Here is a 22,998-nt window from a genome sequence, read left to right as displayed (position 1 = left end):
TTCCAGCAAAACTGCGTAGCGATTTTGCGTCCGGAATTGGGTAAAAACAACAGGATAGGGCGTTTTCGCGGTTCGGCCGAAATGCTCCGGATTTCATGAAAGGAAAGACCATGCTCGAAAGAAGCAACGAACTCACCGCCTGGGACCGCGACCACTTCTTCCATCCCTCGACCCATATGGGGATGCATGCGCGCGGCGAAACCCCGACCCGCGTGATTGGCGGCGGCGAAGGCGTCTACATCACCGATATATCCGGCAAGCGCAGCCTCGATGCCTTTGCCGGCCTCTATTGCGTCAATGTCGGCTACGGCCGCCAGAAGATCGCCGACGCGATTGCCGAACAGGCTAAGAACCTCGCCTACTACCATTCCTATGTGGGCCACGGCACCGAAGCGTCGATCCGGCTTTCCAAGATGATCATCGACCGGGCGCCGGAAGGCATGAGCCGCGTCTATTTCGGACTTTCGGGCTCCGACGCCAACGAGACCAACATCAAGCTGATCTGGTACTACAACAACATTCTCGGCCGCCCGGAGAAGAAGAAGATCATTTCGCGTTGGCGCGGCTATCACGGCTCGGGCGTGATGACCGGCTCACTGACCGGCCTTCATCTCTTCCACAACGCCTTCGACCTGCCGCGGGCGCCGATCCTGCACACGGAAGCGCCCTACTACTTCCGCCGTCCCGATCGCTCGATGGGCGAAGAGCAATTCTCGCAGTATTGCGCAGACAAGCTGGAAGAGATGATCCTCGCCGAAGGTCCCGACACCGTTGCCGCCTTCATCGGCGAGCCGATCCTCGGCACCGGTGGCATCGTGCCGCCGCCGAAGGGCTATTGGGAGAAGATCCAGGCCGTCCTCCAGAAATACGATATCCTGCTAGTGGCCGACGAGGTGGTCACCGGCTTCGGCCGTCTCGGCACCATGTTCGGTTCCGACCATTACGGCATCAAGCCGGACCTGATCACCATCGCCAAGGGGCTGACCTCCGCCTATGCGCCGCTTTCCGGCACGATCGTCTCCGACAAGCTCTGGCAGGTGCTGGTGAAGGGCTCGGACGAGCTCGGCGCCATCGGCCATGGCTGGACCTATTCGGCCCATCCGATCTGCGCTGCCGCCGGCATCGCGAACCTGGAACTGATCGACGAACTCGGCATCGTTGAGAATGCCGGTTCGACGGGTGCCTATTTCCGGACCGAACTGGAAAAGGCCGTGGGCGATCATCGCCATGTCGGCGAAGTGCGCGGCGACGGCCTGATGGCGGCGATCGAGTTCGTCGAGGACCGCGATGATCGCGCCTTCTTCGATCCGGGCCGCAAGGTCGGACCGCAGGTCGCGGCAGCGCTCCTCGAACGCGGCGTCATCGGCCGCGCCATGCCGCAGGGCGACATTCTCGGCTTCGCGCCGCCGCTCTGCCTGACGCGAGACGAAGCCGACATCGTCGTCAAGGCGGCAGCCGAAGCCATCCAGTCCGTACTCGGCCGCTGAGGAAAATGCGTATGATGCATTCTGTTCCGAAGACCATGACCGCGGTGCTCCTGACGGGGCACGGCGGCTTGGAGAAGCTGGTCTACAGCCGGGACGTACCCGTCCCGGCTCCGGCTGCGGGCGAGGTGCTGATCAAGGTCACTGCCTGCGGCATGAACAATACCGACGTCTGGGTGCGCGAAGGCGCCTATGGGACGGAGGACGATCCGTCCGCCGTCTCGACCTGGCGCCGCCACGGCAACACCCTGACCTTCCCGCGCATTCAGGGTACGGACACGGTCGGCCATATCGTTGCCGTCGGCGAAGGCGTCGACCGGGCGCGCATCGGCGAACGCGTCATGGTCGATTTCTCGATCTACAACCGCGACGACGACAGTCTTGCCGACATCGATTACATGGGTCATGGCCGCGATGGCGGCTATGCCGAATATATGGCGCTTCCGGCCGAAAACGCCCATGTGGTCGCGACCGACCTGACCGATGTCGAGCTCGCCACCTTCTGCTGCGCCTATCTCACCGGCGAGCGAATGCTGGAACGGGCGCGGCTTGCCGCCGGCGAAACCGTGCTCGTGACCGGCGCCTCGGGTGGCGTCGGCTCCGCGATCGTCCAGCTCGCCCGCGCGCGTGGCGCCGTTCCGATCGCCGTTGCCGGTCCGGGCAAGGAAGCGGCGATGCTCGACATCGGCGCGCAGGCCGTCGTCACCCGCGGTCAAGGCGACCTCGCCGAAGCGGTGGAGGCGGCAAGCGGCGGCCGGCCGATCGATGTGGTCGCCGATCTCGTCGGCGGTCCCCTCTTCAACGACCTCCTGAAGATCCTGCGCCCGGAAGGCCGCTACACCACCGCCGGCGCAATCGCCGGGCCGGTCGTGCAGCTCGATCTCAGGACGATGTATCTGAAGCAGTTGGAGCTGCACGGATCGAGCCAGGGCAGCCGCGCCGATTTCCGCCGCCTCGTCGGTTATATCGAGGAGAGAAAGATCCGGCCGCTCGTCGGCGGCGTCTATCCGCTATCGGAATTCCATCGGGCACAGACGGACTTCATGGCGAAGAACTTCGTCGGCAAGCTCGTCGTCGTGCCTGATTAAGGGCACAACGGCGCGGAGCGGCAGAGCCGACCAAGTACGCCCGCCTCTGCCCTGCCGGTGGCCGGCAGGGCAGAGGGGATCAGCGCTCTGGATCATTCCTGATCCCGTTCTAGTTCTGGAGGCTCGCAACGGCCTCCGCAATGCGCTGCGGCGCCCTGGGACGCGCATACATCCGTTCCAGATATGCTTTTAGATTTGGAAAGCTGTCGATCAGCCCGTTTTCGTTGCCCCAGTCCAGGACATAGGCTGTGACGCAGTCGGCCACGGTTATGTTGTCGCCGACGATGAACGCGCGCCCGTCCATGTGCCGGTCAAGCACTGCTGCCATGGCCGCGAACTCCTCTCTGGCGAGAGCGATATCTTCAGGCAGGCGCTTGTCTTCGGGATAAAGAAATGTGTGCTTGGCTATCCGCCATAGCGGCTGTTCGAGTTCGGTAACCGCGAACAGAGACCATCGATATGCCTGCGCCCTTTCCTTCAGGTCCGCTGGCATAAGCCCTTTGTCACCATACTTTTCCGCCAGATACATGACGATCGCGGCGGATTCCGTGAGGACGAAGTCGCCGTCGACCAGCACCGGAAGCTTGCCCGCCGGGTTGAGGCGCAGGAAATCCGGGTGAAGGTTCTCGCCGGCCAGAATGTTGACGCGCACGAACTCGAACTCCGCATCCAGTTCCTGAAGCGCCCAAAGCGCGCGAAGCGAGCGCGTCGGACCTAATCCATATAATTTCAACATCTCGGGTCTCCTGATTTTTCGCCATCGTCGACATGGCTACCCACAAGGACGTCGGAGGAAAGGTCGTGCCGACAAGGGATTGCAAAAAACCTGGCGAGCGGGGCGCGCCCTTACCCCTTTCGCGCTATGAACGCCGCCCGGCGGCGTCGAACCAATGCAGGCTTTCCGGCGCCGCGGCGACTTCGACCTCCTCGTCAATGGCTATGCGGGAACGGCCGGCGACCCTGAAGACGAGCGGCTCGCCGTTCGCCAGGGTACCGTGCACATAGCTTTCCGCGCCGACGAGTTCCACGGCGCCGACGCGCACGCGGGCTCTGAAGCGGTCGCCGGCGTCCGTGGCACCGGCGAGGGTAATGTCCTCAGGTCGGATCCCAATTGTCGCAAGCCCCGGCTTCCCGACGAGCGCCGCCGGAGCGGACCAGGCAGCATTGCCGGTATCGACATCGAGAAGGTTCATCGACGGCGAGCCGATGAAAGTTGCGACGAAAGCCGTCGCCGGCTTCTCGTACAGCTCGATCGGCGTACCGACCTGCTCGATCCTGCCCCCATTCAAAACCACCAGGCGGTCGGCGAGCGTCATCGCTTCAAGCTGATCGTGGGTGACGTAGACGCTGGTCGTGCCTAGCGCCCGTTGAAGGCGCTTGATTTCGACACGCATCTGGACCCTGAGTTTGGCGTCGAGGTTCGAGAGCGGCTCGTCGAACAGGAAGGCCGCAGGCTCCCGGACGATGGCGCGCCCCATGGCCACGCGCTGGCGCTGCCCGCCTGAAAGCTGACGGGGCTTTCGATCCAGGAAGGGCTCTATCTCCAAGGACTTCGCCGCCTTGGCTATCCGGCGTTCGATTTCTTCCTTCGGCGTGTTGCGGTTCTTCAGGCCATAGCTGAGATTCTGACGCACCGTCATATGCGGATAGAGCGCGTAGTTCTGAAAGACCATCGCAATGTCGCGCTCGGATGGCTCCAGCCCGTTGACGACGCGGTCGCCGATGGAGATCTCGCCTGACGTGATGCTCTCGAGCCCCGCGATCATCCTCAGCAGTGTCGATTTTCCGCAGCCGGAAGGGCCGACGAGCACGATGAATTCGCCGTCGGCAATCGCAAGCGAAACGCCGCGGATCGCGGCGATGTCGCCGTGATAGGTCTTGTGGACATCCTTGAGAGTGATCGTTGCCATTACTTCTCCGTTTCGACGAGGCCCTTGACGAACCAGCGCTGCATCAGGACGACCACAGCGACAGGCGGGATGATCGCGAGGATGGCGGTCACCATGACGTAGTTCCACGGGGTCGACGCATCCGTGAAATCGACCATCTTTCTCAGGGCGATGATGATCGTGTTCATCCGGCTGTCATTCGTGACCAGCAGCGGCCAGAGATATTGCGTCCAGCCGTAGATGAAGAGGATCACGAAAAGTGCCGCGATATTCGTCTTTGAAAGCGGCAGCAGAATATCCCGCATGAAGCGGAACGGCCCGGCATTGTCGATGCGGGCCGCTTCAACGAGCTCGCCCGGTATGGTGAGAAAGAACTGCCGGAAAAGAAAGGTGGCCGTCGCCGAGGCCATCAGGGGAAGCGTCAGCCCCGCATAGGTGTCGATCAGCCCGAGATCGACGATCACCTTGTAGGTCGGCAGGATCCGCACTTCCACCGGGAGCATCAGCGTGATGAAGATCATCCAGAAGAAGGCCATGCGCAGCGGGAAGCGGAAGAATACGATGGCGAAGGCCGAGAGGAAGGAAATGACGATCTTGCCGACGGCGATCGCGATCGCCACCACGAATGTGTTGAACAGCAAGCGTTCAAGGCTGACGCCGACCACGCGTTCGACGCCACCGGAAAGCGCTTCGCCATAATTCTCGGCAAGCCGCGTGCCGGGAACGAGCGGCATCGGCGGCCGGATGATCTCGACCGAACTCATGCTCGAGGCGACGAAGGTGTAATAGATCGGGAAGACCACGATGATGATGCCGATGATCAGCATCAGGTGCCCGATCAGGTTGGATATGGGGCGTTTTTCAATCATTGGCGATTTCAACCATAGTGGACACGCCTTTCGACGAACCGGAACTGAAAGGCGGTAAGGCCTATGACGATCGCCATGAGGATCACGGACTGGGCCGCGGACGAGCCGAGGTTCAGATTGACGAAGCCGTCGTTATAGACCTTGTAGACCAGCGTTTCCGTCGCCCTCGCCGGCCCGCCGCCCGTCACCGAGTGGATGATGCCGAACGTATCGAAGAAGGCGTAGACGGTGTTGACCACCAGCAGGAAAAAGGTCGTCGGCGCCAGCAGCGGGAAGATGATCGTCCAGAAACGCCGGGTGCCGCGCGCTCCGTCGATCGCCGCCGCTTCGATGAGCGACTTGGGTATGGCCTGGAGCCCGGCGACGAAGAAGAGAAAATTGTAGCTGATCTGTTTCCAGGCCGCGGCAACGACGATCAGGATCATGGCGTGATTGCCGTTCAGCAACGGATCCCAATGAATGCCGTTGCGCCTCAGCATGTAGGCGAAGGTGCCCATTGCCGGATTGAACATGAAGAGCCACAGCATGCCCGCGACGGCCGGTGCCACGGCATAGGGCCAGATCAGCAGGGTGCGATAGAAGGTCTTGCCGCGCACGACACGGTCGGCGGCCGTGGCGAGAAGCAGGGCGACGCCCATCGCCAGCAGCGCGGTGAGAATGCTGAAGATCACCGTGACCTTCAGCGAGTTGAGATAATTCGCCTCCGAAAGCACGGCGCTGAAGTTTGCAAATCCGACGAAGCCGCTTTTGAGGCCGAACGGGTCTTCACGGATCACCGATTGGTAGAGCGCCTGGCTTGCCGGCCAGAAGAAGAAGACGATCGTCAACACGATCTGCGGAGCGACGAGCAGATAAGGGAGGATTTTATTCGGAAAGACGACACGCTGCACGAGCAATCTCCTGGATCACGATGATCTGGGGCCGGATCGGCCCGAGATCACGTCAGGGTGGCATGACCGCAGAAAGCACGACGCCGTCGAACGACGGCGCCGGGCACCTGCTTCGATCAATTGCTGATTGCTGCTGCGATTGCGGCGTCGCCGCGCTCGACCGCCTTGTCGAGGGCCGTCTTGGCATCCTGTTGCCCGGACAGCATCGCTTCGAACTCCTCGTTGAGGATGTCCCGAACCTGGGGCAGGTTGACCAGCCGGACGCCCTTCGAGTTTTCGGTCGGCGCCTTGCCCATCATCTGCAGGAGCGGCGTTTCGCGCCCGGGGTTCTTCTCGTAGAAGCCCGACTTCTTCGTTTCCTCGTAGGCGGCCATCGTGACCGGCATATAGCCCGAGACCTGGTGCAGCTTGGCCTGAATCTCGGTCTGAGAAAGGAAGTTGAAGAACTCCGCTACGCCCTTGTATTCCTCGTCGGACTTGCCGGCGAATACCCAGAGGCTCGCTCCGCCGGGGATCGTGTTCTGCGGACCGTGACCCTCGTAATAGGGGAGTTGACCGATACCGTAGTTCACGCCGCTCTTGGCGATGTCGCCGAGACCGCCCGAAGACTCCGTCAGGATGGCACATTCACCTGAGGTGAAGAGTTGCTTGGCCTCCGAGGTGCGCCCGCCATAGCGGAAGGCGCCCTCCTTGGCGAGATCCGCAATGGCCTGGAAATGCTCCACGTAAAGCGGCGCATTGATCTGCAGCTTCACGTCGGTGCCGCCGAGGCCGTTTTCATTGGTTCCGTAGGGCACGTTGTTCCAGGCCGCGAAGTTCTCCGTCTGGATCCACGTCAACCAGGTCGACGTCATTCCGCAAGGCGCCGCACCGCTCGTCTTGATCTTCTTCGCCGCTTCGAAGACTTCCGGCCAGGTCTTCGGCGGGTTGTCGACGTTCAGGCCCGCCTTCTGAAAAGCGTCCTTGTTGTAATAAAGGATTGGCGAGGAGGAGTTGTACGGAAAGGACAGCATGGTTCCGTCCGGCTTCGAATAATAAGCGACGATCCCGGGCAGATATTGCGACTTGTCGAAGGTGAAGCCGCCCTTCTGGAGGATCTCCGCTGCCGGCACGATCGCACCCTCGGCGGCCATCATCGTGCCGCTGCCGGCATCGAACACCTGAATGATCGCCGGCGGCTGCTTCGACCGGAAAGCCGCGATCCCGGCATTCAGCGTCTCGGGATAGGTGCCCTTGAACACAGGCACCACCTTGTAGGTGCTCTGGCTCTCGTTGAACTCCTTGGTGAGTTCCTCGATCATTTCGTTGTTCGCACCCGTCATTGCGTGCCACCACTGCAGTTCCGTGGCGGCCTGCGCCTGAAAAGCGAAACCGAAGGCAATGGTCGTGGAAATGGAAATCAACCGCATAATATTCTCCTCCCTTGTACTCAACCACACCCGAGACGCTCGCAGACACTCCCGATGTCAAGCGAACCACTCGTCTTCCTCTCCACTGCGTCTTCCCTTGAATCCCGATGATTCCAAGACAAAAACATGCAGTAAATCAAAGTGCTACAGCCACCTTTTCGCATCCAGCACCGCCTCGATCCAAATAGAGCAGAGCTGGCCATTGTCGAGAGCCCTCGCGGAGAGGGTCTTAAGACTCTTCCACCGGGAGAGTGCCGCATAAAAAGCGCAGGTCAAGTCAAAAGGAACATCTTCCTTGCCGCAATTGTTTGGCGTCGGACATAGCCGAGTGCGAATAGCGGCCCGCCCGGGAAGATTGTGAGGACGAATGACGAGAGTGCTTGTGGTCGGCGCCTCCGGCCTGATCGGCTCCGCCGTGTGCGCGGGGCTCCATGGCCGCGGAAGCGAGATCGTCCGCGTGGTCCGGCCCGGCTCGGCACCAAGCCCCCGCACGGCCGGCAGGGCCCTTGAACTCGACCTTCGGTCCGTCGGCCCTGAGGACTGGCTGCCGCATCTCTCAGGTATCGACGCCGTGGTAAACTGCGCGGGAACGCTCCAGGACGGTCCGGGAGAGGATACGACGGCAGTCCATGCCCGCGGTCCCGCCTCCCTCTTTAAAGCCTGCGAGCAGGCGGGGGTGCGCCGCGTCATCCACTTTTCGGCAATGGGGGTCGACAGGGCCCAGCCGTCGCCCTTTTCACGCACCAAGCTTCAGGGCGACGAAGCGCTGATGGCATGCGATCTCGACTGGATCATCCTGCGCCCATCCGTTGTGCTCGGCCCTGGAGCCTACGGCGCCAGCGCTCTTTTCAGGGGCCTCGCCGCTCTGCCCTGGCTGCCGGTCATGCCGAATACCGGCTTGCTTCAGGTCGTGCGCCTTGAAGACGTAGTGCGCACGGTCGAGATATTCGTCGACCGGAATGCTCCTTCGCGGCTTATCCTCGAGGTCGCGGGACCCGAGGCCCTCTCGTTCAAAGACGTGGTAGGCGCCTACAGGCGCTGGTTCGGATGGCCCGCCGCTCGCGTCGTGAACATGCCAACGCCGCTCGCGAACCTCACCTACAAGCTCAGCGATATCGCCGGGGCACTGGGCTGGCGACCGCCGACCCGGAGCACCGCGCAGAAGGAGATCGTGCGCGGCGCCGTCGGCGACGTCCGGGCGTGGGCCGAGACGACCGGGATAGAACCGGTGGCGCTCGCAGACGCACTGGCGAGAACGCCGGTCTCCGTCCAGGAGCGCTGGTTCGCCAAGCTCTATCTGCTCAAGCCCGTCATCTTCGTCGTCCTGCCGCTCTTCTGGATCACGACGGGCGTCATCTCGCTCACATCGGGGTACGAGATCGGCGTTGATCTGATGGAACGGGGAGGCGCCGGCGTTCTTGCCGGGCCGAGCGTCATCGCCGGAGCCCTCGCCGATATCCTGATCGGCATGGCAATTGCGTTTCGCCGCACCAGCCGCATCGGCCTTTATGGCGCGGTCGGCCTGTCGCTTTTCTACGCCATCGCCGGAACGGTCCTGCTCCCGGAATTGTGGAACGAGCCGCTTGGGCCGCTTCTGAAGATCTGGCCCATCCTGGTACTGCATCTCGCTGCCCTCGCAATCCTGGAGGAGCGTTGATGCTGTACTTCGTTCTCAAGTTCCTGCACCTCATCGGCGCCTCCGTCCTCCTCGGCACAGGCGCCGGGATCGCGTTCTTCATGCTTCTGGCGCATCGGACCGGCCGCACGGAAACGGTCGCGGCCGTGGCCCGCATGGTCGTCGTCGCCGATTTTCTTTTCACCGCCACCGCCGTGGTGTTGCAGCCCGTCACGGGGATCGCCCTTGCCTGGAACGTCGGCTATTCGCTCACGGAAGGATGGATCCTGCTCTCGCTTCTCCTCTACGTGATCACAGGTGCATTCTGGCTGCCGGTGGTGTGGATGCAGATGGAAATGCGCCGGCTCGCCGAAACGGCACGCAAGTCCGGCGAGCCGCTGCCGAAGCGCTATCATCAACTTTTCCGCCTATGGTTCGCCTTCGGCTTCCCGGCCTTCGGCGCCGTCGTCGCAATCTTCTGGCTCATGATCACGCGGCCGATACTCGACTGGTAGTATCGAGGGCGGGTTGACCAGATCTGAACCGGAGCCCTCGCGGTTCTCCCGCCGATTGGAAAATGTGTTTTCGACCGTGGCCGCCGGCAAAGTGATCGGGTCCTCTCCTGTCGCCTGGTCCGGACGCACCGCCCGCGACGAACAGGTCGTGAGTTCCTCACTGGAGCCTAGCTTTTCAACGCGCTTTCAACCGCTTCCTTTGCCGGTGCTCCGTTAAACGTCGTCACCCCTTCAAGCCACGGAGCGACTGCCTCGGGATGAGCCTTCAGCCAATCGGCAGCGGCTTCCTTCGGGTCTTTGCCGTCGTTCAATATCCCGTTCATGATCTCGTTTTCCATCTCCAGGGTGAAGCGCAGGTTCGTCACGAATTTCGCGACATTCGGGCATTCCTGCGCATAACCCGCCCGGATGTTGGTATAGATATCGGCACCGCCGTAGTTCGGCCCGAAATAGGCGTCCGCGCCCGAAAGGTAATCGATCTGGTAGCGCGAGTTCATCGGATGCGGAGCCCATCCGAGAAAGACGATCCACTGGTCGTCCTTTGTCGCTCTTTCGACCTCGGCGAGCATGCCCTGCTCGGATGACTCCACGAGCTCCCAGCCGGTCAGCCCGAAGTCGCCCTTTTCGATCATGTCGAGGATCATGCGGTTGCCGTTGTTGCCGGGCTCGATCCCGTAGATCTTGCGGCCGAATCTGTCGGAGAACTTCTGGAGGTCGGAAATGTCCTTGACGCCTGCATCGGCGACGTATTTCGGTACGGCGAACGTATATTTCGCGCCGGTGAGGTTCGGACCGATCACTTCGATCGACTTGTCCTCCAGGAACGGCTTGCGGTCGGCTTCCATGCTCGGCTGCCAATCCCCGAGATAGACGTCGATGTCCTTGTTCTTCATGCTCGCATAGGTGACGGGGATAGATAGGAGCTTGCTCTGCGGCGCGTAGCCGAGCGCTTCGAGAATGGTCGAGGCGACAGCCGTCGTCGACGTGATGTCGGTCCAGCCGACATCGGAGAAACGGACGGTCTTGCAGCTCTCCGGCTCAGCGGCAGCGGCGACGCCGATCGTCATGAGCAGCCCGGCGGTCATTGCAGTGATCTGTTTCAGCATTGTCATGTTCCCTCTTCTTAGGTTCTGTATGCACTGCGAAACTCACGTCAAAAGACCAGAAAGGCGGCTCACCAAAGTGCGCCGCCCGTGATCTGTATGTTCTCCATGGTGATGCCCCTGGCGCCCTCGCCGCAGAGAAAGGCGGCCAGGGCCGCTATCTCGTCGGGCTGAATGATGCGGTTCTGCGGGTTCTGGGCGGCGATATCCGACATCGCCTCCTCTATCGTCCGCCCCCTGCCCTCCCTTTCGACGACCTGCTGAACGTTGCGGCGCATCAGTTCCGTTTCAACCCAGGTCGGGCTGATCATCACGCAGGTCACGCCATGCGGCGCCCCTTCGAGGGCTACGCAGCGGGTGAGGCCGAGGAGCCCCGCCTTCGAGGCGCAATAGGCCGGGTTGTCCTTCCAGCCGACCGTGGCAGCCGTCGAACCTATATTGATGATGCGGCCCCATTTGCGCCCGATCATCCCGGGCAGCAGCCGGCGCGTCATTCGGAATGCGCCGTTCAGATTGGTGTCGATGATCTTCAACCATAATTCGTCGGAATGGCCCGACACCGGCTGCTCGGCGGTCGTCCCTGCGGCATTGACGAGAATGTCGGCCGGGCCGCATGCGGCTTCCGCCGCCGACACGAATAGCTCGATCCCCTCGCTGTCGCGAACGTCCAGATGGCCGGCGTAAACAGCCGTGCCGCCAACGGCAAGCCGCTTCCGGACCTCGACGATCTCCTGCGGATCGGGATAGGCCGCGGCATCGCTCTGCCGCTCGGCCGCCTCGCGGACGAAGGAGCCGACGGCGACGTTGGCGCCCTCGGCAGCGAGCGCCTCCGCAATGGCCAGCCCCTGCCCCGTCAATCCGCCGGTGATGACCGCGCTGCGGCCTTTGAGCCTGCCCGTCATGACAGATCCTTCAAAGGCTTGCCGAGCCATTCGCGATAGAAGCCTTCCAAGTCCGGCTCGAAATCATGGACGATCGGATAGCCGGGGGCCGCCGCTTCGACTTCGTGCAGATGCGCACATTCGGGGCAGAAGAACTCGCGGATCTCCATCCATTTCGGATCCGGGATATCGCTGTTCGGGTAGATTTCCCGCAAGCTCTCCTCGGTGTCGCGCACGTTGATCACCGCGTTCAGCTTCCAGTTCCTGCGGTAGTCCCCGAAGGAGTGGCCGCATTCGCAGCGGGTGACCCGACCGTCGGCGCTGTCGCAGATGAAGAGCCGGTCGCCGACCGGGAGCAGGATCGGATCGCTCCAGACAACGCGGTCCTGCAGCACGGCCAGATATTTGAAGAAGCGGTCGTCGTCCTTATAGCCGCTCATGATCCGCCGCGTCTGCGCCCAGGGGAGCGTGCCGTTGACGAGGTCGTTGATGACTTCCTTCGAATATTCGGTCATGGCTCAATTCTCCCCGGCGATAACGAAATCGGAGGCAAGGCCCCAGAATTCCTTGAAATCTCTGGAAAAGCGCGGCGAGAGCTTCATCGCGCTCCGGTACATTTTGGCGACTTCCGGCGCGAAGTCCGAAGCCTCCACTCGCCGTTGCTCCCTGGCGATCCATTCCGATACCGGAATGGCTTGCTTCAGCCGCTTCTTGCGCAGTTCCGCGCGGCGGGCGACGGTCGCGTCGATGTCGGCCTGCGGATAACCTTCGGCATCCTCCTTGAGGATGATGCCGAATACCTTCTCGGCGGCTTCGCGCGTCAGGAAGCCGTTTTCCACGTCCCATGCCGTCTTGATCGGGTCGCGTTCCAACACGTCGCCGAAGCCGCCGCCGCCATTATAGGCATGGCTGAAAATGTCGCCGGCCTTGTGGGGCCGGGTGATGTAGGGACCCTCCTCCCAGACCTGCTCGCCTTTGTAGGTGCGCTCGAAATCCGAGACCAGCGGGTCGGTGCCCGGCGCATGCGCGAGCGGCTCCCGGCGTTCGGCGCGCTCGTGAATATCGGAGTTCCTGACCGCGTGATGTTTCTCGCAGGTCGGTGCCGGATAGCCGCCGCACAGGCCGCCATTGTCGAACACGCGCGAGGAATGCTCCGACGTCACGAGGCGCAGGTGATCGGTCTTGTTGATGAGCCAGGTCGAGATGAAGGCGCAGCCGCCGCGGTACTTTCCAGCACCGCCGGAATTCGGCACGATCGAGCGGCCGATATAGACCATCGGCATGTTCTGTTCCCAGATCTCGATATTGCCCATGTCGGATTCGGGGTTCCAGCCGACATAGGCGGTGTCGAGCCCGTCTTTGATCGCCAGCGCTCCGGAGCCCGCGGCTGCGCATTCGAAATGGGCCATGCCGAAGCCCGTGCCGTATTGGCTGGTGCCTCCCATCTCGATCATCGGGGAATTCACCTGACCGACAAAAGCTTCTTCGACAAAGCCCCGGGCGATGAAACCGCGTGAGAGCAGCCGCTGGAACACGCCGTAAGCCGGGAGCAGCAAGGCCCAGGAGGTGGCTGTCGCCGCCATCTCGTTGTCCGGGTTGGTCCAGGTGCCGTGGGGAATATTGATCTCGGTCGCCATCCAGGCGCCGTCATTGACGAGCCCCTCGAAGTTCATGTGCTGGGTGAGCGTCACGAACATGCCGCCGTCCATGCCGGCCGGGGTGCAGTTCATCGAGTGATAGCCCCAGGGCTGCGTGCCGTCGAAGTCGAGCCTGATCTTGCCCTCGCTGGTGATCTCCATCTCGATCGGGATATTGTAGAGCCAGTTCGGGTCGGCGAGCGGCTGAAAACCCGGCTTGCCCTCGGTCACGTGACCGTAGAAGGTGTGGCCGCGATAGATGCCGGGCACGGTCAACTGCCGTGTGCGGGCAAGCTGTGCTCTTCTGCCCTCTTCGATGAATTCCTTGGAAAGCCGCTGCCAATATTCGAGGCCGACCTCGTCGATGAGCTGCTTTACGCTCTCGCGCATGTCGATGCAGGCGGCGACCTTGGCTTTTTCGTCCAGCACCCAGTAGATAGGCATGCGCAGATTGCGCTCGCAACGGATTACGTAATCCCGGCGGATCTCGTCATTCTCGCCGATCTTTTCGGCACAGACGAAAAGCCCCTCGGTGAAGCGTTCCTGCGCAAGACACACATCGCCGCCGGGCGTGATGCCACCCGCCTCGAGTTCATGGCAGACGGCGCCCGCCCAGCCGACCAGCGTGCCCTCGTGGAAGATCGGCACCACGTCCATGACGTCGGGCACCTGCACCGTCCCGATGAAGGCGTCGTTATTGGCGAAGATGTCGCCGTCGCGGATGCATGGATTCTGCTCGTAGCCGTTTCTGATCATCCACTTGATGAAGCGGCTCATCGTGTGCACATGCACCATGATGCCGTTCGAAAGCGCGATCGCGTCGCCCTCCGGCGTGTAGATCGCCACCACCATTTCGCCGACTTCCCGCACTCCCGGCGAGGCGGAGATGCGACGGGCCATTTCCCTGGCCGAGACGCAATAGGCGCGCAGCTTCGTGTGCAGGGTCTCGAATTTCAGCGGATCCTGCCTGCGCAGCCGAAGTTCGGTGATGCCGTCATAGCAGCCGGTCTCCTCCATCAGCCGTTCGGATTCGAGCAGCCGCCGCTGCAGGGGATTTGCCGTTTTGTCCAGCATGTCTGTCATCCTTCAGCTCAGGCATGGTTGTAATGAAGCAGCGTCCATTCATCGATAAAGACGCGATCGTTCGGATGCACCACCAGCGTCGTTGCCGGGTGCTCGATGATTGCGGGGCCGATCACCTCGTGGCCGGGCTCAAGCAGATCCATCTCGTAGAGATCTGCCCTGTGCCAGCGGCCGCCGATATAGGCTTCGCGCACGCCCTTGTGGGCGGATTGCGGATCGGCGCTCCCGAGAGGCCGCCTGACAAGCACCGGCTTGATCTTTTCGGCAGTGGCGATGACGCCGAGTTCCATCAGGGAGAAGCCCGCCTCGCCGTATTTCGAAACGCGGTGATTGGCCTTGGCATAGACCTCTTCGAACTGCGCCAGCACCGCGCGCATGTCGTCGGGGCCGTTGATGGACGCAAGCGGCGCAATCACTTCGACGTCCTCCAGCTGGCCGGTGTAACGGGCCATGAAGAAGGGGACGGTCCTGATCTTTTCCCGCGCATGGCCGTCGGTCAGCATCTCGTCGACGGCGGCCTTTTCGAGGTCTTGCCACACCCGGGTGACCTGCGCGCCGGCTGCAGCGAGCCTGTCGTCCGAGGCGCGGGCGCCGATATCGATCTGGGTCGACACCGAATGCCGGCGCATATAATCGGCCGTCGTACAGCCGAAGGCGGAGAAAGCGGCGGCGAACTGGAACGTGATGATGTCCTTGAAGCCGATGCCCCTCGAGCAGCCGGCAAGATGCAGCGGGCCCGAGCCGCCGTAGGAAAGAAGCGTGAACTCGGAAGGATGGATGCCCTGGCCCGAGATAACGCGTCGCAGCGCGTTATTGGCGTCCTGCTCCAGCATCTCGATCATGCCTTCAGCCGCTTCCTCTACACCGACCCCGAGCACGTCCGCGCATTTTTCCTTGAAGGCCGCGCGTGCCTTCTCGACCTCGAGCACCACCTTGCCCCCGAGGAAGTAATACGGGTTCAACCGGCCGAGGATCGCATCGCAATCTGCGATGGTCGGCTCCGTGCCGCCCTTCGCGAAGCAGATCGGACCGGGATCTGCGCCGGCGCTTTCAGGTCCGAGCGACACCTTCCTGGTCAGCGGGTCGACCTTGAGGATCATGCCGGCACCCGCCCCTATCGTGTCGAGATGGAGTGTCGGCACATTGAGCTTGAAGCGGTCCATCAGCGGCTCGTTCTCGATGCGGGTCTGGCCGCGCGAGATGACGCCCATGTCGAAGGAGGTTCCCCCCATGTCCGAGCAGATCAGCGAGTCATTGCCTATGAGCTTGCCGACATAGGCTGCCCCGAGAATGCCGCCGATCGGCCCGGAAATCATCGTCTCGTGGAGGCGCGGATGGTTGATCGACGTCAAGCCTCCGAAAGAGAGCAGCGTCTGCACGCCGTATTTGAAGCCGTATTTGTGCGAGGCCTCCTCGATTCCCTTGAGCTGCTGGCGGCCGCGCGACGTCGCATAGGCTTCGATCAGCACCGAGTTCAGCCGCGACTGTTCCCGGATCACCGGGCGCACCTCGTGGCTGGTATAGACATTGATCTCGACACCGGCGGCGGCAACCTCCTCGCGGCAGATCTCGGCGATGCGCTTCTCATGCACCGGATTGACGTGGCTGAAGATCGTCATGATGCAGATCGCGTCGACCTTGTCGCGGATCAGCGCACGGGCCGCGGCCGTTACCTCGTGCTCGTAAAGCGGCAGCACGATATCGCCGAAATGGTCGATGCGTTCGGTAACGCCATGGGTGCGGCGGCGCGGCACCAGCGGATCGGGGTGGGCGTGGGTGACCGCATGGAGCCGGTCGGCATAGGAATAATCCGCCCAGGCCTGCAGGCCGCGGCCCATCAGCACCATGTCCTCCATGCCTTTGGTGGTGATCAGGCCAAGTTTACGACCGGTGCGGGAGAGCAAGGTGTTGAGCATGCCGGTACCGGAATAGAGCACCACGTCGAGACCGGAAAAAAGACTGTCGAGGGAGATACCCCAGGCGTCCGCCGCATCGACAGCGGACGAAATGAAGCCTTCGGCCTCGTTTTTCGGCGTGGTCGCGGCCTTGCCGATCTTGAAGTGCCCGTTTTGATCGACAAGGATGGTGTCGGTCATCGTGCCGCCCGCGTCGATGCCGATCACGATTGGGTTTTCCAAGGTCTTACCTCCATGGCTTTGCTGATGGAGGAAACCTAGGTGGGAATTTTCGGCCGGGAAATGTGCCAAAAGGCACAATGACCGGCGGGGGAACAGTGCTAGACGAACTTATGAGCGGCGATGGGTTCTGGAAGATCTTGGCGCAAGCGATCGGCGCCACCGGTACCGACAGGCATGTCGACCGGCTGATCGACATGATCGGAGCCGTGGTGCCGCAGAATCTGATCACGGTCACCCGTTATTCCGCCACCCGCAAGCCCGAATTCGTCAAGCACCGCGGATACTCCGACGAGATGGTGGCTCGTTATCTCGATACCTATTATGTATTCGATCCCTTCTATGCCTATTGGCGCCTGAACAGGCGCGCAGGGATCGTGCCTCTCAAGAGCCTGGCGGACGACGCCCCCAAGCGCGGCCGCTACATAGCGGAGTTCCTGGCGCAATCCGAAATCTGCGACGAGGTCGGCATCCTGCTGGAAGACGGAGACGACTGGTGCCTAGGTATTTTTCTCGACCGCTCCACATCGATGTTCAGCGATGGCGAGGTCGCGGCTCTGCGCAGCCGTTTTCCGGTTTTCGAAGCACTGCACGCAACCGATACCCGCACGCGCGACCCCGATCTGAGGCGAACCAGCACGCCCGAAGCCATGGGGGAAGCACCGGTGAGTGCCGTCCAGGCCTCGTTGATCCTGTGGCCGGATCTGACGGCACGGGAGCGCGAACTCGTCGCCCTCATTCTGCAGGGACACCCTAACGCGACCATCGCGTCCAAGCTCGGGATCGCCCCGGGCACAGTCAAGAACCACCGGGCGCACATCTATGAAAAGCTCGACATCACGACGGAGCGCGAACTCTTCCTGCAGGTCTTCCAGCAATACCGGCTGTCGTGAGGACCTGCCGTTGGATCACGCGCGCCCGACGGCGCTTCGAATTCGATCCCTGGTAAAAGGCAGATCGTAAAGGCGCTTGCCGGTCGCATCCCTGATCGCGTTGGCGACGGCTGCGGCGGCCGGGCCCTGGGCCGCCTCCCCGGTGCCGAGGAAAGGTTCCCCGGGACGCTCGACGATGTGGACCTCCACGCTTTCCGGTACACTGGCGAAACGCAGGATCGGATAGCTGGACCAATCGGTGCTGGTGATCCTGGTCCGGTCAAAGGCGACGGCCTCGTAGAGCGTCCAGCTGATCGCCTGCAAAATTCCGCCTTCGGTCTGATTGCGGATGCCGTCCGGATTGACGATCTCGCCGCTGTCGATGGCCGAAACGGCGCGGACCACATGAACACGGCCCGTTTCGGGTTCGACATCCACCTCCATGGCCACCGCCAGATAGGCGGCAAGGTTCTTGTAGCGGGCGAAGCCGAAGCCGCGTCCGCGGTTGCGGGGCATTTGCGCCTTGTCCCAGCCGAAGCGCTGCGCCGCCAGCTCGATCACGGCACGGGCTCGCGGGTCCTCCATGTGGCGAAGCCGGAATTGGACCGGATCCGCTTCGGCGATCAGCGCCAGCTCATCGATCGTGCTTTCGATCGCGAAGATGTTGGCATAGGCCCCAAGCGCGCGAAGCGCAGACACGCGAAGCGGCATTTCGGCCAGGAAATGCCAGAGCACGCGCTTGTTCGGGATCACATAGAGCGGATTGGCATTTCGGTCGCCGTTGCCGGACGGGCTGATATTGAGCTTGGCAGCCTTCGGCTGGAAGGCTTCGGCCTTGTGGCGCGCCGCCAGGAGCGCACCGGCTCCGCCCGGACGGGTGGAGTGGGTATTGCTCCAAAGGTCATAGGCCCAGCTGGCGATCCTGCCCTGGTCGTCCAGTGCTGCACTGATCTTCATGAGCATTGCAGGACCATAGGGCTCCCAGCTGTGCTCCTGCTCCCGCATCCACTGGACCCGGATCGGCTTGCCCGGCAGTTTGCTGGCGATGAGGGCCGCATCCGCAGCCGCGTCATCGGCGCCATTGTGGCCGTAACAGCCCGATCCTTCCATATGGACGACGTGGACCTTGTCTTCCGGCATGGCCAGCATCTCGGCGATCGCCGCCCGATCGGGAAAGACACCCTGCGTGTGGGACCAGACCTCCAACGCCCCGTCCGCGTTCATCCGCGCGACGGCGCAAGACGGGCCGATCGAGCCGTGGATCTGATAGGGCCGGCTAAACGTCGCCTCGAAGATCTTGCCATCCGACGAAAGCAAGCCGGCCTCGGCGACCGTCCCCACCTCGCTCTCGAGTCTTTGCAATTCCGCCGGCAGGTCGGTCTGGTCGGGGAGCGTCTCGCTTTCCTGCCACCGCGCGGCCGCCGCCAGCGCCCGCATGGCGTTCACCGCCTGGAACTCTTTCGAGGCCACCACCGCCAGGAAATTGCCGTCGCGCACGACCGACACGACTCCCGGCAGCGCCTCGGCGGCGCTCGCATCCACCTCCGATAGTCTGGCAGCCGGGCTCGGCGGGCGCACGACGCGCGCATGCAGCATGCCCTCCAGGCGAAGATCATGAACATAGGCCGCCTCGCCCGTCACCTTGCCCGGGATGTCGACGCGCGGCAGTGTTTTGCCGATCACGCGGAAAGTGCCAGGCGGCTTCAATGCCGATTGCGGCTGGGCTTCCACGTGCAGCATCTGTCCGGAAACGAGTTCGCCGTAGGTCGCCCGCCGTCCGTCTTTTGCCAGCACCGCCTTGTTTTCCGCCCTGAGTTCCGTCGCCGCCATGCCGAAGCGCCTGGCAGCTTCGGCCAGAAGCAGGGCCCGCACCTGCGCTGCAGCGTTCCTGATGGCGGTACCGCTGTTTTGCATCGACTGGCTGCCGGCCGTGAACCCTTCATTCGGGGTTCGGCCGGTGTCGGCCGTTATCAGCCGGATCTCCGCGGGGTCGACTTCGAGCTCCTCGGCGGCAACCTGCAACAGGGCCGTTCGAATGCCCTGCCCGAGTTCCGCCTTGCCGGTGAAGACCGTGACCGAATTGTCGGGATCGATGCGTATCCATGAATCGAGGAAACGCTCGTCGTCAAGGCTGCCCGGCAGGGACACCGGCGCAGCCGGCGGCATTGCCGGCGGAAGCTCCTGGGCAAATGCATGGCCGAGCGAGAAACCGACGACGAGCCCGCCGGCGCCTGCGATGACGCTGCGGCGGGTGATTTCTTCCTGAAGCAGGCCCATCAGCCGGCCCTCCCCTGATCAGTGGCACGCAGCGAGGCGGCCTGCATCAGTTCGCCGGCGCGCCGGATCGCCGCGAGAATCCGCATATGGGTGCCGCAACGACAAAGATTGGTCGCAAGCGCCTCGCGGATGTCCTCTTCGCTCGGCTGCGCGTTGCGGCGCAAGAGCGCATGCGCGCTCATCATCATGCCCGGGATGCAATAGCCGCATTGCGCCGCCTGCAGCTCGATGAACGCCTCCTGCAGCGGCCCCGGCGCGTCGATCGTTCCCAAGCCCTCGATGGTGGTGATCTCCCGCCCGTCCAGCAGCATGATAGGCACCATGCAGGAAAGCACCGCCTCGCCATCGACGACGACGGTGCAGGAGCCGCACTGCCCAAGTCCGCAGCCGTATTTGGCCCCGTTGAGCGCCAGCTCGTCACGCAGGACGTAAAGCAGCGGCGTCGCCGGATCTGCCTCGATCTGATGCGGGCTGCCGTTGACTGTCAGCGATACCATCTTCAATCCTCCTCGGCGCCGACATGGTGCGGCGCCCTTTCAATGCCGTCAGAGGGCCGGATTGCCACCTTGTAGGTCCCGGAACGGGTTCTGGCCGTCTGCTCGACGAGCCCGGCCCAGGGTGGCTCCTGCGAGAACCGCTCGCGCATGTAGGCAAGGAGATCGGCCACCTGCTGATCGTTGAGCAGATGGCGGAAAGCCGGCATCACTGCGCTCGCTTCGCCATCGGCCGGCGGAAGGCCGAACAGCACCACGTTGACGATGTTTTGCGGGTTCGGCGCATTGACGGCGGTGCTGAGTTGGAAATTCAGCCCCCCGAAGGGCTGACGCCGCTCGCTCTCGTGACAGCTTGCACAGGCGGCAAGATAAATTGCTTCGCCGGGCTGGCCGCCTGCCCCACTGGCCGGTGAACGCTGGCTGTCCGCCGCCTGCTCCGGGCGCTGCCCTCCAAAAGCCTCGCGCAACTGTGCCGCCCTCTGCTCGCGTTCCGGCGTTGGGGCGCCCATGATCGACATTAAATAGGTGGCGATCGCCGCGATATCGCTGTCCGGCAGGAAAGCGAGATTGCCCGTCACCTCGGCCATGGGCCCGCGCGAAACGCCATGGAATTCGTGCCAGCCGTTGCGAAGATAGAAGGCGAGGCTTTGCTCGTCCCAGGGGATCGGCGCCTTCGACTCCGTGTTGATCGCATAGGCCTGCCAGCCTTCCGCTTCGCCGCCGCCGAAATGCCGGTCGCGGTCTTCGGCGCCAAATGGGTTGCGCGGCGTATGGCAGGCCCCACAGTGGCCGAGGCCCTCGACAAGATAACGCCCGCGGTTCCAGGCCTCGCTCTGGCCGGGATCCGGCTCCCGCTCGCCGCCGTCGAGGAAAAGCAGCTTCCAGCCGGCAAGCAGGGGCCGGAACTGCAGGGGAAGCGGAAGGTCGTTTTCCGGCGCCTCGGCTTTCACCGCGACACGCGTCATGAGGAATGCGTAGAGGGCGCGATTGTCGTCTGCCGAAACACGCGTGAAGTGCTCATAGGGGAACGCCGGATAGAGGTGACTTCCCTCCCGGTCGACACCTTCCCTCATGGCGCGCTCGAAGGCCGCCTCGCTCCAGCCGCCGATGCCCGTTTCGCGATCAGGGGTGATGTTGGTTGAGTAGATCGTGCCGAAGGGGGTGGGCAATGCAAGGCCGCCGGCAAATGCCGGTCTCCCAGGCACGGTGTGGCAGGCGATGCAATTGCCGAGCGCCGCCAGTTGCGCGCCCTTGGCAACTAGCTCCGAAGCAAAGCGCGCCTCCGCTGCCGCGGTGTCTTCGGGTAACTCCGAACGCCACGCAAATAAAAGGAAACCAGCAACAGCCACAAAGATGACCGCCGCGATGCCGATCGCCACCCTCAAAGCTCGCATCGGGAATCTCCGCCGATTGGGGGAAACGCCGCAATTGCCGATGGGTTCCAAGCGGCTTTGACGTTTGCCCGACGTAAACGCTGCCCCGGAACAGAAGCGCTCGCCTGTGGTTACACAGCCGCAATCAGAGGAGTTCCCAAGATGAGCAAGACCAATGTCGAGCAAGCCCAGAAGGACGCACGAAAACAGGCCGAGAAGACGAGCGCCGGGGGCCATTTGGGTGGCACCTATTACGGACAGGAGCCGGATGCCAAGACAGCGACGACGGTGAAGAAGAGGGGCGACAAGGCAAGGCCGAACGATGGCCGGAATTAGCTTTTGCCGCGACTGAGGGAGGTCCCGATGTCCGTCTATCAGCGGCTTCCGGAAAGACCCGTGCCGGGCGCCATGGTCGTGAAACTCTACCACTCCGGCGACGCCGTGCGGGGATATGTGCGAAAGGTCACCGACCCCGCCGAGGATGACGTCATCTTTCCCGGAGAAGAAATGGAGGCCGAGTCGGCCTTCAGGTTGGCGGCAAGCCACAGCGAAGCGTCGGCCCCGATCTATGTCGAGCTCGTGGAGGACGTCGAATGGGACCCGTCCTGGGGCACGTTGATCGGCTGATATCGACAGAGTCACGCACGGCCGCCGGCGGTAATCCCTGAGCGCAGCTCCCGGAAGGTGATCGAATAGCGCAGGCGCTCTACCGGCGGGATGGAATGCTCCCATTCGGATCTCGCACTGCCGGAGAGGAGATATGCCGAGCCCGGCTCGAGAATGACGGAAGCCCGCTCCCATTTGCCGATCCGCTTTCGGCGCAACCTGAATGTGCAGGAAGCCAGCAGCGATATCCCGACGACATCGCCGAACACCGCCTTGTCCCTGTGCCAGCCGATCGGGGCCCCGACATCATATTCGGTGACCAGTGCCTGCTGGAGTCCCTCCGCCGGCAGTCCGGAAAAGTCGGCCGCCAGCTGCCTGAGCGGCAGAAGCAGCGGGGGAATGGCATCGATCTTCCGGACCGCCTCGGTGTCGAAGTCGTACTTCCAGCCGAATGAAACCACACGCCGCCTGCCCTCGTAGCCGTGAAAGTCGAAAGGCTTGAAGGGAAGCGCCGGCAGCGCCTTCAAAAGTACCTCCTGGAGCTTCTGCGGAACGATACCCGCCTGGTAGCGGAAGCCCTCGGGCAGATTGCCGGGCGGGTTTCCGAATAGGTCTCCTTGCATTGAAGCACCTCGCATTCGGGACGCAAGCCTGCCACCGATATTGGAGAACATTCGGAAGGCTCGCACGTTCCCCGAAGCGCCAAGCGGGAGTTTACCGCCCGGCCTGGGGAAAATATCAACCAGCCGGACCGGACGCAGGCCTCTCGCATCCACGC

The 22,998-nt window shown here is 62.7% G+C and carries 21 protein-coding genes; 7 read left to right on the top strand and 14 right to left on the bottom strand.

What is annotated here, in order from left to right:
* Nucleotides 1-110 precede the first annotated feature (110 nt).
* Both N0Q91_RS27850 and N0Q91_RS27845 read left to right on the top strand, forming a co-directional pair.
* Nucleotides 111-1,487, top strand: coding sequence for an aspartate aminotransferase family protein (locus N0Q91_RS27850; RefSeq protein WP_275598778.1), 1,377 nt, complete (start codon nucleotides 111-113; stop codon nucleotides 1,485-1,487).
* An 11-nt stretch (nucleotides 1,488-1,498) separates the two neighbouring features.
* Nucleotides 1,499-2,572 (top strand): alcohol dehydrogenase family protein, encoded by a 1,074-nt coding sequence (locus N0Q91_RS27845; protein ID WP_275598777.1) that lies wholly within the window; start codon nucleotides 1,499-1,501, stop codon nucleotides 2,570-2,572.
* 109 nt (nucleotides 2,573-2,681) lie between these two features.
* On the opposite strand, the gene N0Q91_RS27840 is transcribed toward N0Q91_RS27845, so the two are convergent.
* The 5 genes from N0Q91_RS27840 to ugpB form a co-directional block, all read right to left on the bottom strand.
* Nucleotides 2,682-3,308, bottom strand: coding sequence for a glutathione S-transferase family protein (locus N0Q91_RS27840; RefSeq protein WP_275598776.1), 627 nt, complete (start codon nucleotides 3,306-3,308; stop codon nucleotides 2,682-2,684).
* Nucleotides 3,309-3,432: 124 nt separating this feature from the next.
* Entirely contained in the window at nucleotides 3,433-4,482 is a 1,050-nt protein-coding gene (locus N0Q91_RS27835) for a sn-glycerol-3-phosphate import ATP-binding protein UgpC (RefSeq protein WP_275598775.1), read from the bottom strand.
* Complete coding sequence (gene ugpE, locus N0Q91_RS27830; protein ID WP_018098462.1) at nucleotides 4,482-5,330, bottom strand: sn-glycerol-3-phosphate ABC transporter permease UgpE; 849 nt, start codon at nucleotides 5,328-5,330, stop codon at nucleotides 4,482-4,484. Before ugpE ends, N0Q91_RS27835 begins: the two co-directional genes overlap by 1 nt.
* An 8-nt stretch (nucleotides 5,331-5,338) precedes the next feature.
* Nucleotides 5,339-6,220 carry a sn-glycerol-3-phosphate ABC transporter permease UgpA gene (gene ugpA / locus N0Q91_RS27825; protein ID WP_018098461.1) on the bottom strand — a complete coding sequence of 294 codons (882 nt, stop codon included), beginning with the start codon at nucleotides 6,218-6,220 and terminating at the stop codon, nucleotides 5,339-5,341.
* 116 nt (nucleotides 6,221-6,336) lie between these two features.
* Entirely contained in the window at nucleotides 6,337-7,629 is a 1,293-nt protein-coding gene (gene ugpB, locus N0Q91_RS27820; RefSeq protein ID WP_018098460.1) for a sn-glycerol-3-phosphate ABC transporter substrate-binding protein UgpB, read from the bottom strand.
* A 367-nt stretch (nucleotides 7,630-7,996) separates the two neighbouring features.
* Here ugpB and N0Q91_RS27815 point away from each other — a divergent pair, with 367 nt between their 5' ends.
* Both N0Q91_RS27815 and N0Q91_RS27810 read left to right on the top strand, forming a co-directional pair.
* Nucleotides 7,997-9,286 carry an SDR family oxidoreductase gene (locus N0Q91_RS27815; RefSeq protein WP_275598774.1) on the top strand — a complete coding sequence of 430 codons (1,290 nt, stop codon included), beginning with the start codon at nucleotides 7,997-7,999 and terminating at the stop codon, nucleotides 9,284-9,286.
* Complete coding sequence (locus N0Q91_RS27810) at nucleotides 9,286-9,759, top strand: DUF2269 family protein (RefSeq protein ID WP_275598773.1); 474 nt, start codon at nucleotides 9,286-9,288, stop codon at nucleotides 9,757-9,759. The genes N0Q91_RS27815 and N0Q91_RS27810 overlap by 1 nt, the downstream gene beginning before the upstream one ends.
* 167 nt (nucleotides 9,760-9,926) lie before the next feature.
* Here N0Q91_RS27810 and N0Q91_RS27805 read toward each other — a convergent pair whose 3' ends face one another.
* From N0Q91_RS27805 to N0Q91_RS27785, 5 genes are all read right to left on the bottom strand, one after another.
* The gene (locus N0Q91_RS27805) at nucleotides 9,927-10,865 is read right to left on the bottom strand and encodes a choline ABC transporter substrate-binding protein (RefSeq protein WP_275599744.1); all 939 of its coding nucleotides are present in this window, start codon (nucleotides 10,863-10,865) and stop codon (nucleotides 9,927-9,929) included.
* A gap of 68 nt (nucleotides 10,866-10,933) precedes the next feature.
* A complete protein-coding gene (locus tag N0Q91_RS27800; RefSeq protein WP_275598772.1) occupies nucleotides 10,934-11,764 on the bottom strand; it encodes an SDR family NAD(P)-dependent oxidoreductase in 831 nt (276 codons plus the stop codon).
* The gene (locus N0Q91_RS27795; RefSeq protein ID WP_275598771.1) at nucleotides 11,761-12,258 is read right to left on the bottom strand and encodes an acetone carboxylase subunit gamma; all 498 of its coding nucleotides are present in this window, start codon (nucleotides 12,256-12,258) and stop codon (nucleotides 11,761-11,763) included. Before N0Q91_RS27795 ends, N0Q91_RS27800 begins: the two co-directional genes overlap by 4 nt.
* Before the next feature lie 3 nt (nucleotides 12,259-12,261).
* Nucleotides 12,262-14,454 (bottom strand): hydantoinase B/oxoprolinase family protein, encoded by a 2,193-nt coding sequence (locus tag N0Q91_RS27790; protein ID WP_275598770.1) that lies wholly within the window; start codon nucleotides 14,452-14,454, stop codon nucleotides 12,262-12,264.
* Between the two features lie 17 nt (nucleotides 14,455-14,471).
* Entirely contained in the window at nucleotides 14,472-16,601 is a 2,130-nt protein-coding gene (locus N0Q91_RS27785) for a hydantoinase/oxoprolinase family protein (RefSeq protein ID WP_275598769.1), read from the bottom strand.
* 110 nt (nucleotides 16,602-16,711) lie between these two features.
* On the opposite strand from N0Q91_RS27785, the gene N0Q91_RS27780 reads away from it, so the two are divergent.
* Nucleotides 16,712-17,491, top strand: coding sequence for a helix-turn-helix transcriptional regulator (locus tag N0Q91_RS27780; RefSeq protein WP_275599743.1), 780 nt, complete (start codon nucleotides 16,712-16,714; stop codon nucleotides 17,489-17,491).
* 15 nt (nucleotides 17,492-17,506) lie between these two features.
* On the opposite strand, the gene N0Q91_RS27775 is transcribed toward N0Q91_RS27780, so the two are convergent.
* Genes N0Q91_RS27775 through N0Q91_RS27765 form a run of 3 tightly spaced genes read right to left on the bottom strand, consistent with a single transcriptional unit; the run spans nucleotide 17,507 to nucleotide 21,635 of the window.
* Complete coding sequence (locus tag N0Q91_RS27775; protein WP_275598768.1) at nucleotides 17,507-19,747, bottom strand: xanthine dehydrogenase family protein molybdopterin-binding subunit; 2,241 nt, start codon at nucleotides 19,745-19,747, stop codon at nucleotides 17,507-17,509.
* The gene (locus N0Q91_RS27770; protein ID WP_275598767.1) at nucleotides 19,747-20,244 is read right to left on the bottom strand and encodes a (2Fe-2S)-binding protein; all 498 of its coding nucleotides are present in this window, start codon (nucleotides 20,242-20,244) and stop codon (nucleotides 19,747-19,749) included. The genes N0Q91_RS27775 and N0Q91_RS27770 overlap by 1 nt, the downstream gene beginning before the upstream one ends.
* 2 nt (nucleotides 20,245-20,246) lie before the next feature.
* Nucleotides 20,247-21,635 (bottom strand): c-type cytochrome, encoded by a 1,389-nt coding sequence (locus N0Q91_RS27765; RefSeq protein ID WP_275598766.1) that lies wholly within the window; start codon nucleotides 21,633-21,635, stop codon nucleotides 20,247-20,249.
* 141 nt (nucleotides 21,636-21,776) lie between these two features.
* On the opposite strand from N0Q91_RS27765, the gene N0Q91_RS27760 reads away from it, so the two are divergent.
* Entirely contained in the window at nucleotides 21,777-21,950 is a 174-nt protein-coding gene (locus tag N0Q91_RS27760) for a hypothetical protein (RefSeq protein ID WP_275598765.1), read from the top strand.
* Between the two features lie 27 nt (nucleotides 21,951-21,977).
* Nucleotides 21,978-22,241 carry a hypothetical protein gene (locus N0Q91_RS27755; protein ID WP_275598764.1) on the top strand — a complete coding sequence of 88 codons (264 nt, stop codon included), beginning with the start codon at nucleotides 21,978-21,980 and terminating at the stop codon, nucleotides 22,239-22,241.
* An 11-nt stretch (nucleotides 22,242-22,252) separates the two neighbouring features.
* On the opposite strand, the gene N0Q91_RS27750 is transcribed toward N0Q91_RS27755, so the two are convergent.
* A complete protein-coding gene (locus tag N0Q91_RS27750; RefSeq protein ID WP_275599742.1) occupies nucleotides 22,253-22,843 on the bottom strand; it encodes an alpha-ketoglutarate-dependent dioxygenase AlkB in 591 nt (196 codons plus the stop codon).
* Between the last annotated feature and the right edge of the window lie 155 nt (nucleotides 22,844-22,998).

Source organism: Sinorhizobium prairiense (assembly GCF_029201645.2).
GTDB lineage: Bacteria > Pseudomonadota > Alphaproteobacteria > Rhizobiales > Rhizobiaceae > Sinorhizobium > Sinorhizobium meliloti_A.
Note: the sequence above shows the minus strand (reverse complement) of the source record. Positions and strands in the feature narration are given on the sequence as shown.